Below are 12,015 nucleotides of genomic sequence, written 5' to 3' on the forward strand. Positions count from 1 at the left end.
TCCCCCGTTAATCCTTATCCGGATATTTCTCCCTCTTACTGTAAGTGGTGTGTAATAATTCATGAGCCAAGTGTGAATTTGGAGCTCCTAAGAAATTATTATACAATTCTTGGATCTGTTTGTTTTTATGTGATTTTCTTATCGGCAGTGATTCATCTTCTTCGTAAAGGACTTTGGCACGCGCCAGTTTATAATTGAAACCGCTGTTTCGTACTAACGCATTGATATAAGACTGTCCTCCGCCATTGACACATCCGCCAGGGCATCCCATGATTTCAATAAAATGATAAGGTGATGTTCCTTTCTTGATTTCTTCTAACAGCGGGCGAGCAACGCTCATGGACTGAGCAACAGCGACTTTTACTTCTAAGTCACCGATCGTTAAAGTGGCTTCTTTAAGTCCTTCGATACCACGTACTTGCTGATATTCGATCTCTTCGATATCCTGATCTGTTAAAACATCGGCAACGGTTCTCAATGCGGCTTCCATAACGCCTCCGCTGGCACCAAAGATAACTCCGGCACCACTGTATTCGCCAAAGAAATCCTGATCGAATTGCTCATCGGCTAAATCTTTGAAGTTAATACCGAACATTTTAATCATCTTGCCAAGTTCGCGAGTTGTGATAACAGCATCTACATCTTTGATTCCGCCGTTAATCATTTGTTCACGTTCTTTTTCACCTTTTTTAGCGACACAAGGCATAACGCTGACAACATAGATATCTTTTGGATCTAAGCGCTGCTGTTTAGCGTAATAAGATTTTGCCATGGCACCAAACATCATGTGTGGAGATTTACAGCTTGATAGATGATCTAAAATCTCCGGATACTGAGTTTCTACATAGTTAACCCATCCCGGTGAACAAGAGGTAATCATTGGCAGAACACCTGCTTCTTTTACACGATGAATGAATTCATAGCCTTCTTCCATAATCGTTAAATCGGCTGCAAAGTTGGTATCATAAACACGGTCAAATCCCATCATTTTTAAAGCTGCCACCATTTTACCCGTAACACGTGTACCAATCGGCATACCAAATTCTTCTCCCAGGCTGGCACGTACAGCCGGCGCTGTCTGAACAATTACATGTTTATGTGGATCATTGATGGCGTTGATCACATCATGAATTTCTTCTTTTTCATGAAGTGCTCCAACCGGACATACATTGATACACTGACCGCACTGCATACAGTTGACATCATTGAAACTGCGATCATAAACAGGACCGACTTTAGTTTTAAAACCACGATCCATAAATCCAAGAATACCTAATCCCTGAATTTTTCTGCAGGCTGCGACACAGCGGCCACATAAGACACATTTTGATGTATCACGGACAATTCCCGGTGACACTTCATCAAAAGTAGACGGTGTTTTATTTCCTGCATAGGCATCTTCACGCACCCCTAATTCCTGGCATAAGCGCTGCAATTCACAGTTTGTGTTGCGAATGCAAGACAAGCAGTCTTTAGAGTGATTAGATACGATTAATTCTACCACATTTTTTCTTGCTTCTAAAGCACGAACAGAATGTGTTTTTACAACGAGTCCTTCTCTTACCGGATAAACACAGGCTGCACATAATGTACGAGCGCCTTCAATTTCTACCTGACATACACGACAGGCTCCGGTTCCAGTCAAATCTTTTAAGTAGCAAAGAGTAGGGATGTGAATACCATTTTCTCTAGCAACTTCTAAAACAGTCTGACCATCTTCGGCTTCAACTACACGATTATTGATTGTTAGTTTTATTTTTCCCATTATTCTCATCTCCTACTTTCTTTCTATAGCTTCAAAGTGACAAGCTTTGATACAGTTACCGCATTTGATACATTTTTCCATATCAATATGATATGTTTCTTTACCCACGGCACCACTGATAGCACTAACCGGACATTGACGCGCACATAATCCGCATTTTCTGCATTTTTCTGGATTAACTTTATATTCCAATAAAGCTTTACAGATTCCTGCAGGACATTTTTTATCCACTACATGGGCTATATATTCATCTTTAAAATGTTCTAAAGTAGATAAGACTGGGTTAGGGGCAGATTGTCCTAAACCGCATAATGCCGTATCTTTAATTGTATGAGACAAGGTTTCCAGTTCATCTAGTAAATCCAGAGTTCCTTCACCATTGCAGATTTTTTCTAAGATTTCCAACAAACGTTTTGTTCCGACACGGCAAGGCGTACATTTACCGCATGATTCGTCAACAATGAAATCCATATAGAAACGAGCGACATCTACCATACAGTTATCTTCATCAAGAACGATCATTCCTCCAGATCCCATCATGGAACCTAATTTAATGAGTTCATCAAAGCCAATCGGTGTATCTAATTGTTCTTCGGTTAAGCAGCCTCCACTTGGGCCACCGGTCTGAACTGCTTTAAATTCCTTACGGTTAGGACATCCGCCACCGATTTCATAAATAATTTCTCTTAACGTTGTTCCCATAGGTACTTCGACTAATCCGGTATTGGTAATCTTTCCACCAAGCGCGAATACTTTTGTTCCCGGAGAGGTTTCTGTACCGATCGATTTAAACCAGTCAGCTCCGTTCAATATGATTTGAGTAAGATTAGCATAAGTTTCTACGTTATTTATGATAGTAGGTTTACCCCAAACACCGCGTTCGGCAGGAAATGGCGGTTTAGGGATTGGCATTCCTCGTTCTCCTTGAATCGATTGAATCAAGGCTGTTTCTTCACCGCAGACAAAGGCTCCGGCTCCTAAACGAATTTCCAGATCAAAATTAAATCCGGTACCAAAAATATTATCTCCTAGTAATCCCAATTCTTTTGCCTGTGAAATCGCAGTTTCCAGACGTTCAACAGCAATCGGATATTCGGCACGAATATAAATATATCCATGATGAGCGCCGATCGCATAGCCGGCAATTGCCATTGCTTCTAAAATACTGTGGGGATTTCCTTCCAAAATGGAACGGTCCATGAAAGCCCCGGGATCACCTTCATCAGCATTACAAATGACATATTTTTCATCGCCCGGCTGATTTAATGCAGCCTGCCATTTCACACCAGTAGGGAAACCACCGCCCCCACGTCCGCGCAGACCGCTGGCTTTGATTTCATCCACAACTTCTTGCGGACTCATTTCAGTCAAAGCTTTTCCTAAAGCGGCATAGCCATCTTTACCAATATATTCTTCAATATTTTCAGGATCGATGACACCACAGTTATGCAAAGCGATTCTTTTTTGCTTTTCGTAGAATTTAGTGTGATTGATATCCAAGATTTCTTTGCTGACTTCATCACTTTCATTAAGCATTAATCGTGTAACCGGACGTCCTTTATAGAAATGTTCCATGACAATTTCCTTAACGTCTTCCGGCTTTACTGATTTATAAATGATATTATCCGGATAAATACAGATATTCGGTCCGAAACCACACAGACCTAAGCATCCTGTTTTTAAAACGGAAACTTCATCCTGCAAGCCGATACTGCGGATTTCTTCTTTAAATAGCTCGATCAATTCCCCGGAATTCCCGATCGTACATCCTGTACCGGCACAGACCATGACTTGAATTCTTTCCATGTTTCGTCCTCCCCTATTGCTTATACTTTCCAACGGTATATTCCGTTACAACTTGTCCCTCGATTAAATGGCGGGTTACAACTTCTGCCGCTTTTTCTGCATCCATTAAGACATAGGTTGTTTTATTTCCTTCTTTATCAAACACTTCGACAATTGGCTCTAGCGTACACATTCCAATACATCCCGTCTGAGTAACCGTTACCGGTAAATGATGCTGTGCAACTTCTTCAACTAATTTATTCAATACGGGTCTTGCTCCTGCGGCAATCCCGCAAGTTGCCATTCCAACGACAACACGATACTGATTTTCATCATCAGAACGCATTGCCATTTTCTTTTTAGCTTGTTCTCTCATTTTTTCTAAATCTTTTAATGACTTCATTGGCTGAGTCCCTCCTTTATATAGTCTTTAAGCCATAGTATAATTTCCGGCTCATTTATTTTGACACCATCCAAGATAGCTTTTATTTCTTTTGTATCTAAACAAAATTGATGCGTATCGCTTGTATAAGTAAACAAATAATCAATCTGATCATTTGCTTGAATCAATGTTGCTAAGGTCTCCGCAAGATTTCCTAGTGGCGGAGTATCCCAATGCTGTTTAACGTAGTACCCTTTAATCGTTGTTCCCTTATTAACGGTTGAGCAAATGTCAAAAGTTCCTCCTGTCGCTAATACTCCTTCTTTAAAAAGCGGTACCCCCAATCCGACTTTTCGGGTAGTACGGGTAGTAAAGAAGGGATCCATCACATGCTGGATAGTTTCCTCATCCATACCGCACCCATCGTCTTCAACAATGATCTCAATGATGTTTTCTTTTTCACTGTCGTGAATGCTGATCGTAATTTGTTTTGCTAAGGCGCGGATTGAGTTATATACAATATCTAATAAATGCATAGCAATATCAGGCATAATTTATCTCCATAATTCTTCAAATTGAGTCTGTGTCATTGAATGAATGGGTTCACTAATATCAACCAGCTGATGAGCATCACTGTTTCTAAAAAATGGAATATCCTTTAGATAAGGTGTTCTTTTTTTTACGATATCCATCTGTTCATCGCTTTTGACTTCAATCCCTTCGATTTCTAAATCAGGAGGAATAAACCCTAGATTTTCAAAGACACTGTAACGTTTATCTAAAACATGAGCTAAAACAACAATGCCGTGATGCTGATGAATGGCGTCAACTGTCTCTTCGAGTGACGTATCAAGTGAAGAGAGCAATAAGCGTTCTTCATGACTAATCACTTCATCGTTTTGATCGAAGATCAGTTGATTGCCAAAAAACTCAGGCTTGTTTAAGATCACTTGCAAATGCTGATCGATCCATTTCTGCATGTCAGGAAGCCTATTTTCTTCTCTGAAATATCCCAGTACATGAATTTCCTCGCGGGTCTGCAATTCAACTCCGTAGATGATCTGCACTTTATCTTGACTTATTTGTTTTAGATAGGTCTGCTGTTTTAATGAATTGTGATCTGTAATAGCGATTAAATCCAATTCTTTGATCATCGCCATGTTAATAATATTATTAATGGTCATGGAGTCATCTCCGCAAGGCGATAAAGCCGAATGGATATGCAAATCGTAAAACATTTTAAATACCTAAAGCAATTAATTTTTTTACTGCTTCATAAGCAGAAAGATTCGTTGTATATAGCGGAATATTTAATTCTTCGGCTCTTTTTAAAGTAGCGTCGTCCACTTGAGTTCCTTCGACAAACAGAATACCTGCCATATCGACAAGTGTTGCGACGGCAAGAGCGTTCAGATGCGCCTGAACAGTCAGCCAAAGCTGATTCTCTTCGGCTTTGCTCATCACGATGCTTAACAAGTCCCCAATGTAGGCGCCTTCCATTTTTTTATTCTGATCACCAGCATGGATCATTTTTATATCTTCAAGTTGATTTAAATCTTTAATCAGCATGATCATCTCTCCTTTTTACCCGACAATAAGAATCATCAGCTTCATTATCTACTATCTGTTCGGCAAGAGCGCGGCAGTTTGGAAAACCGCAAGCCCCGCAGTCAAACTGAGGAAGTGTGCTTAGCACTTCACTGATCTTTTTAAAACGCTGCATCTTTTCTTTCATACTAATATGTTCTTCATCAATTAACTCATGTTCTTTAAAATAGTCATCATTATCCAGCAAAGCAAGCTGATGGGTAGAGTGACCAACCATCTGATCAATGTTTAAACGTCCGATAAAAGGATTCGACCATAAGAAATAACCGCCGATACATCCTTTATAGCAGGCAAATAAACCTAACAGACCAATTTCATCCATATGACCAAACTCTGCCAGCTCCAACACTTTTTTTACATTGTCAATGCCGCTGATACTTACAACCGGTCGAGTTCCCTGCGCAAAGTGATAAAAATCACTGACTACGCTTTGAATTCCTTCCTGACTGATCCGTAAGTCAGCTTCATCTTCATTTTTTAAGCGATTGATCTTTGGAAAAATATGCGATACGCTCATCGCATGATCAATAAAGGAATCTTCATTGTCATAAGGATGCTTCGCTAAAGTCATTTTTCCGACACATTCGCATAACGAATAAATGCCAACTTTGCCGTAGTGATCCAAAAGTCGGTCACGCACTTTTTTTGCCGCAACTTCAACGGGATAGTTGAAAGGCAGCAGATTATCCACCAAAGTGGGATAATTCTGTTTAATCAGACGATTGATTGTCGGACAGAATGAAGAAATTTTCAAACTGTTCTCATTTTCTATCTGGTGCATGGATTCCATATATAAAGCCCCTTCAATATCACTATATTGAACGACTTCATCAAATCCTAAGCGTTCGATCGCCTTAAACATTTTTTTGGCTTCGCCAAAGTTCTTGAAGTCTGAGAAAATACTTGTTGAAACAAGAATAACGCGATAATCATACTGTGATAAAGTTTCCGTTAAATGCTCATTGGTAATTTTAAGACCGCGGCTGTCGCAGCTTTCAATGCACATGTCACAGTCAATACATTTCTTTTGATCGATTTTGATCTCGTTGTTTTTTAATGTGATGGCTTCTGTGGGACAAGCGCGAATACATTTTAAACAGTTTTTACACGAAGGAAGCGTATAGCAGATTGTCGGCTTCACGAAGAAAACCTCATTTTAAGATGTGTTCCTTGGGGTGAGGATTCAATATGGAAATTATTGGCAACACGTTTCATGTTGACTAATCCCATTCCGGCTCCAAAACCAAGTTCTCTTGCTTTGGCTGAGGCAGTTGACCAGCCCGGCTGCAAAGCTAAATCTAAATTAGGAATACCGGGACCAATATCATCAAAGCATAAAATAACTTCTCCCTCATCGCTCAGTTCAAAAGTAATGGCTCCTCCTAAACTGTGAATGATCATATTGATCTCTGCTTCATAAGCCGCTATTGCCACATTCCTTAATGTTTTTGTATCTAATCCTAACTGTTTAAGTGTTCTCTTGATGTCACTTGATACTTTTCCGGCATTTTCATAATCGTCCTTCATGACGTCATAATGCTTAATCATTTAATCTTCCTAGTCCTGCTTCATAAAGCAAACCGCATGTTTGAAACATCGTATGCTTGACACTCAAAAGAGTAACGCCCGATATTTTTGCTGTTTGGATTTGCTCCTGGCTGGGAATCTTTCCACGGACATAGACAATAACAGATACATCCAGCATTTCGGCAGTGCGGATAGTCTGTGTATTTGCCAAACCGGTGATCAGTAATGTTGATTCATTATGATCTAATATTAAGGCTAGTGCATCACTCATCAAATCACTGGCAAAAGCATCAATATAGTCTTTTTCCAGAATTGCCGGATCATCTGAATAAATGACATCTGCATCAAGAATTTTAATCACATCTTTTAAAATCATGCCTGTGCCTCTGGAGTCTCTCCTTTTTTATAAGAAAGGACTAAGTATTTTAGTTCATCCAATTGCTTAGAACAACCAAAGACTACTCCATCGACACTGACTACCGGAGCTAAACCGCAGGCTCCGACACAACGGGTTGCATCGATTGAAAAGACACCATCTTCACTTGTTCCATTGACAGGTGCTCCAGTCATTTCTACTAATAAATCCAAAATTGTCTGTGAACCGTTGACATAGCAGGCAGTTCCCAAACATACGCCAATAACATGTTCTCCTTTTGGTTCGGTTGTAAACTGTGCATAAAAAGTGACTACGCCGTAAATCTGCGATACTGGAATATCTAAGGCATCACTCATCATCTGCATTGCTTTGAATGGAATATATCCAAGTTCATGCTGTATTTCATGAAGCATTAATTTTACCGGTCCCATTTCATCTTTATGGCGATAAATGACATCCTCAACGAAGTCCATAGCCTTCTTATTTAATTTTTCCATTTCCACACCTCTTTCTTATTTTTATCTATTCACATTATAACAAAAAACACTATAAATTGATACCGTTTTCATTTTTCGAATAGAGTTTTAAAAACACATTATAATTCTATTATAAATTTGATAAGAAATATGATAGAATACAAAAAAGAGGTGACCTTATGGATATAGAAAAAAAGCGTTCTTTTATTATTAATGTACTTTATTATGGATTAATCGCCATCATCGCTTATTTTGTTTTTAAATATGCCATGGCATGGCTGTTTCCTTTTATACTCGCTTTTTTGATTGTGGCATTACTGCAGATGATCATTCAGCCTTTAAAAAGAGTGATGCACGCGAAAAATGAACGAATAGCAATTATAATTCTATTGTTGCTTTATATATTGGTTGGAGCAGGGATCAGTTTACTTGTCTTTAAGCTAGTAATTATTATTGGAGAAAACTTAAAAAATCTCCCTCAGCTGATTGAAGTATATATTGAACCGACGGTAACGACATTATTTAACGATGTGGAAAGTTTAGTAGGCAGTCTGTCACCGCAGCTGCTGGAAATGCTGAAAGATGCAGAATCTAACTTTATGGAAATTGTTGTGGCTTTTGGAAGCGTGATTTCCAGCAGCTCAATGAAATTTATTTCAGGCTTTATTGCCAGCATACCTAACTTTTTGTTAAGTGCCTTAGTCACTATCATTTCTTCATTCTTTATTGCCATTGATTTTCATCATATCAATCAGTTTATCTTAGCTCAATGTTCGCCTAAGGTAAAAGGGCTGCTTTATGAAATTAAGGATTATGCAGTCAACACATTACTGCAAATTATCTTTGCATACGCCAAACTGATGACGATTACATTTGTAGAGCTATCCGTTGGATTTATGATTTTGGGAGTAGGCAGTCCTTTTCTGATTGCTTTGCTGATCTCAATCTTTGATGTGCTGCCTGTTCTTGGAACCGGCGGGATCATGATTCCTTGGGTAGTTTATCTGTTTATCAATAACGAGATGACCTTAGCAGTGGGAATGCTGATCCTATATATTGTCATTACGGTTATCCGCAATATCATTGAACCAAAAATAGTCGGTAAACAGGTGGGAATTCATCCTTTGCTGATGCTTATCAGCATGTTCGCCGGAGCCAAGGTATTCGGTGTATTAGGACTATTAATCTGCCCGATTGTGATCATTATTATCATGAATCTTAATGATACCGGTAAAATCCATTTATATCGAAATATTGATGACACCTCTGATCCATCTTCTTGATGGGTCTTTTTTATGCAAAAAGACGAACTCTATTGAATTCGTCTTTCTATTATAATAGATTAAAATGTTTTAAGGCATTGACGATACCGCCTTCTAAATAGTCGCTGCTGATATAAGTTGCTTCTTTTTTTAGAGTATCGATGGCATTGCCCATTGCGATTTTATTTTTCACAGCTTTAAACATACATAAATCGTTGCTGCCGTCACCAAATGCAAAACTGTCTGCATCTTCCATTTTTAAATGTTTTAATACGCTGGCAATTCCATCTCCTTTATCATGGGAGATCGTTGTCGCATCGGCTGAAAAAGCACCGTGGTGATCGTTTAATATGACATCCTTTTCAAAGGCTTTGACAATGTGTTTAAAATGATCATCATCTTTATAGAAAATATCAAAGATATACGTTGTAATTTTCTCTGGATTCCAAACACGTTCAAAGAAATCATCACGTTTATACTGCCCATTTAATTTTTTAAACAACTCTTCTGAGACATCACTGATATAACCTTTCTGACTGCCAATGAAGGCATAATCGCAGTCAACACTCTGACAGATGGACATGAAGCGTTTTACTTCCTCAGGAGTCAGTGGTTTGTCTAAGATTTGTTCATCATGAAAATAAGCCTGACGTCCATTACTGGTAATGTAGCCATCAACTAAGTCTCCAAACAACATTTTAGCGTAGCTAATCGGACGACCGGTACAGATAAATGTATAATGCCCAAGTTCACGAAGCTGTTTTAAAGCAGCGATATTTTCATTTGGAATATGCTGTCCGTGAGCAATAGTCCCATCAATATCAAAGAAAAATAGTTTTGTCATAATTTCACCTCTTAATCATTGTAACAAATTTTTATTCCTTATGTAAGCGTTTCAGTGTATAATCAAAAAAGGAGGGTGAATAACATGTATTTAGTATTTGATATCGGTGGATCTTTTGTAAAATATGCGACGATCACATCAGCGGGAGAGATCACATCTAAAGATAAAATTCCTACCATTCTAAATCAGGGAATAGAGGGATTCATTGATTCTTTGGAAAAAGTATATCGACAGTTTGCTGGGCACGTTGAAGGAATCGCAATTTCAACTCCGGGCGCTGTCGATGTGGAAAAAGGGATTGTTTATAATGGCGGAAATCTTCCATTTCTGCACCAAGTATGTTTAAAAGAGGTTGTTTCAAAACGCTGTGATGGGTTACCTGTAGCAGTAGAAAATGATGGAAAATGTGCGGGATTAGCCGAAGTATGGATCGGAAGCGCTAAAGAGGTTCAGGATGCGATTGTGATTGCCTTTGGTACCGGAATTGCCGGAGCTGTGATTAAAAATAAACGCATTCACCGTGGAAATCGTTTGATTGCAGGAGAAGTAAGTTTCTTATTAAATGAAATGGATCGTCATAAAGAACCGGTAATCTGGGCACATCAAAATTCTGCGCTGCTTTTAGGCACTAAATTATCAATTAAAAAAGGAATGACACAGGACACTCTTGATGGTGAAAAATTCTTTGAGATGCTTCATGATGGAGATCAGGATGCTGAAGAAATTCTAAAAGACTTCTGTTATTCAGCGGCTGTACATTTTTATAACTGTCAGTTGATTTTTGATCCGGATATGATCTGTATCGGCGGTGGAATCAGTGAACAGCCACGCTTAATTGAAGAATTAAAAAATCAAGTAGACGTGATTTGGGAGAAAGTTCCGCATATCGGAAAACCAAATGTTGTGAAATGTAAATTTAATAATGATTCTAATCTTTTAGGTGCATTATACAATTTCATGCAGTTGTATCAGTTAGCATAATAGAAATTAAAAAACACAACAAGTACAGATAAATGTACCGGTTGTGTTTTTTTATTGAAAATGATCATTCTTATTAAATTAAAAGAGTCCTTTTATCGAAAACAGATTTAGACACATTACTGTTTTTCATTAAGTTTTTAAAAAACTGCTGATAAATTAATCTGTTTATATTGGATTTTAAATAAATAAAATGCATTGGCCGAGTAATTTCAAAATCTGCCAACTGAAGTTCTTTCAACTGCCCATGCTTTAATTCTTCGGCAACCACTCCTTCATAGACGAAAGTAATCCCATCGGTATGTAAGAGTAATGCTTTGATCATTGATAGATTGCCGATTTCATTGCAATGCTCAAAAGAATGAAGCTGATAAAGTGTCTGATTCAAATAATTCTCTAGGATGGCTCTTGTGCCTGAGCCTTTTTCACGTACAAACAAAGGATAGGGAAATAAATCGTTAAAGGAAATATTCTTATTTGCAAGCGGATGAGTGCTTCGTACTACTGGAATAAAGCGTTCCTTTTTAAATAAATGATAGTCAAAAAGCTCTGTATTAAAATGACCTTCAACAAAAGCACACTCCACCTTTCCGTTCATCATTTCCTGAATAAGACTTTGCGTATTGGCCACAATAATCTGATACTCCTGCTTGGAAGAAATCAAAACCGGGGCGAGCAAAGCCGGGATATAGTAATCGGCAATCGAAAGTGTAGCTCCAATCGTTAATGGGGTGGAGTGCTTAATAATCATTTCTTCAAAAAGTTCTTCATTGTGAAGCTGAATCCTTGCATAATCATACAGCATTTCTCCGGCTTTAGTTAGTTGGAAGGACTTATGGGGATGATCGATCAGCTTATGCTGATAGTAGCTCTCTAAAGCTTTAATATGCTGAGTGACGGCAGGCTGGGTTAAATGAAGCAGATTTGCTGCCTGGGTATAGTTTTGACATTCGACCACTTTAATGAATGTCTTAATTTTATCATCGATCATAAACTCACCTCTAATTAGATT

Annotated in this window: 14 protein-coding genes; 2 read left to right on the top strand and 12 right to left on the bottom strand. The window is 38.5% G+C overall.

Annotated elements, in window-relative coordinates:
• Nucleotides 1-7: 7 nt before the first annotated feature.
• Genes ACLRVU_RS13460 through ACLRVU_RS13505 form a run of 10 tightly spaced genes read right to left on the bottom strand, consistent with a single transcriptional unit; the run spans nucleotide 8 to nucleotide 7,940 of the window.
• Nucleotides 8-1,765, bottom strand: a complete 1,758-nt coding sequence (locus tag ACLRVU_RS13460; RefSeq protein WP_412892240.1) for an NADH-dependent [FeFe] hydrogenase, group A6 — start codon at nucleotides 1,763-1,765, stop codon at nucleotides 8-10.
• A gap of 12 nt (nucleotides 1,766-1,777) precedes the next feature.
• Nucleotides 1,778-3,571, bottom strand: coding sequence for an NADH-ubiquinone oxidoreductase-F iron-sulfur binding region domain-containing protein (locus tag ACLRVU_RS13465; protein ID WP_412892241.1), 1,794 nt, complete (start codon nucleotides 3,569-3,571; stop codon nucleotides 1,778-1,780).
• A gap of 13 nt (nucleotides 3,572-3,584) precedes the next feature.
• Nucleotides 3,585-3,953 (bottom strand): (2Fe-2S) ferredoxin domain-containing protein, encoded by a 369-nt coding sequence (locus ACLRVU_RS13470; protein ID WP_041138930.1) that lies wholly within the window; start codon nucleotides 3,951-3,953, stop codon nucleotides 3,585-3,587.
• The gene (locus ACLRVU_RS13475) at nucleotides 3,950-4,483 is read right to left on the bottom strand and encodes an ATP-binding protein (RefSeq protein WP_412892242.1); all 534 of its coding nucleotides are present in this window, start codon (nucleotides 4,481-4,483) and stop codon (nucleotides 3,950-3,952) included. The genes ACLRVU_RS13470 and ACLRVU_RS13475 overlap by 4 nt, the downstream gene beginning before the upstream one ends.
• Before the next feature lie 3 nt (nucleotides 4,484-4,486).
• Entirely contained in the window at nucleotides 4,487-5,170 is a 684-nt protein-coding gene (locus tag ACLRVU_RS13480; protein ID WP_412892243.1) for a PHP domain-containing protein, read from the bottom strand.
• Between the two features lies 1 nt (nucleotide 5,171).
• Nucleotides 5,172-5,501, bottom strand: coding sequence for a hypothetical protein (locus ACLRVU_RS13485; protein WP_412892244.1), 330 nt, complete (start codon nucleotides 5,499-5,501; stop codon nucleotides 5,172-5,174).
• Entirely contained in the window at nucleotides 5,491-6,681 is a 1,191-nt protein-coding gene (locus ACLRVU_RS13490) for a [Fe-Fe] hydrogenase large subunit C-terminal domain-containing protein (protein ID WP_412892245.1), read from the bottom strand. The genes ACLRVU_RS13485 and ACLRVU_RS13490 overlap by 11 nt, the downstream gene beginning before the upstream one ends.
• Nucleotides 6,678-7,088, bottom strand: coding sequence for an ATP-binding protein (locus ACLRVU_RS13495; protein WP_412892246.1), 411 nt, complete (start codon nucleotides 7,086-7,088; stop codon nucleotides 6,678-6,680). The genes ACLRVU_RS13490 and ACLRVU_RS13495 overlap by 4 nt, the downstream gene beginning before the upstream one ends.
• Nucleotides 7,081-7,443 carry a hypothetical protein gene (locus ACLRVU_RS13500; protein ID WP_412892247.1) on the bottom strand — a complete coding sequence of 121 codons (363 nt, stop codon included), beginning with the start codon at nucleotides 7,441-7,443 and terminating at the stop codon, nucleotides 7,081-7,083. The genes ACLRVU_RS13495 and ACLRVU_RS13500 overlap by 8 nt, the downstream gene beginning before the upstream one ends.
• Complete coding sequence (locus ACLRVU_RS13505; protein ID WP_412892248.1) at nucleotides 7,440-7,940, bottom strand: NAD(P)H-dependent oxidoreductase subunit E; 501 nt, start codon at nucleotides 7,938-7,940, stop codon at nucleotides 7,440-7,442. Before ACLRVU_RS13505 ends, ACLRVU_RS13500 begins: the two co-directional genes overlap by 4 nt.
• 158 nt (nucleotides 7,941-8,098) lie before the next feature.
• On the opposite strand from ACLRVU_RS13505, the gene ytvI reads away from it, so the two are divergent.
• The gene (gene ytvI, locus ACLRVU_RS13510; protein ID WP_412892249.1) at nucleotides 8,099-9,202 is read left to right on the top strand and encodes a sporulation integral membrane protein YtvI; all 1,104 of its coding nucleotides are present in this window, start codon (nucleotides 8,099-8,101) and stop codon (nucleotides 9,200-9,202) included.
• Between the two features lie 49 nt (nucleotides 9,203-9,251).
• Here ytvI and ACLRVU_RS13515 read toward each other — a convergent pair whose 3' ends face one another.
• Nucleotides 9,252-10,025, bottom strand: coding sequence for an HAD family hydrolase (locus ACLRVU_RS13515; protein WP_412892250.1), 774 nt, complete (start codon nucleotides 10,023-10,025; stop codon nucleotides 9,252-9,254).
• A gap of 84 nt (nucleotides 10,026-10,109) precedes the next feature.
• On the opposite strand from ACLRVU_RS13515, the gene ACLRVU_RS13520 reads away from it, so the two are divergent.
• Complete coding sequence (locus ACLRVU_RS13520; protein ID WP_412892251.1) at nucleotides 10,110-11,006, top strand: ROK family protein; 897 nt, start codon at nucleotides 10,110-10,112, stop codon at nucleotides 11,004-11,006.
• 73 nt (nucleotides 11,007-11,079) lie between these two features.
• On the opposite strand, the gene ACLRVU_RS13525 is transcribed toward ACLRVU_RS13520, so the two are convergent.
• Nucleotides 11,080-12,015: LysR substrate-binding domain-containing protein (locus ACLRVU_RS13525; protein WP_412892252.1), on the bottom strand; the 936-nt coding region annotated here is incomplete at its 5' end.

The organism is Beduini sp. (assembly GCF_047239305.1).
In the GTDB taxonomy this organism is placed as follows: domain Bacteria; phylum Bacillota_I; class Bacilli_A; order Erysipelotrichales; family Coprobacillaceae; genus Beduini.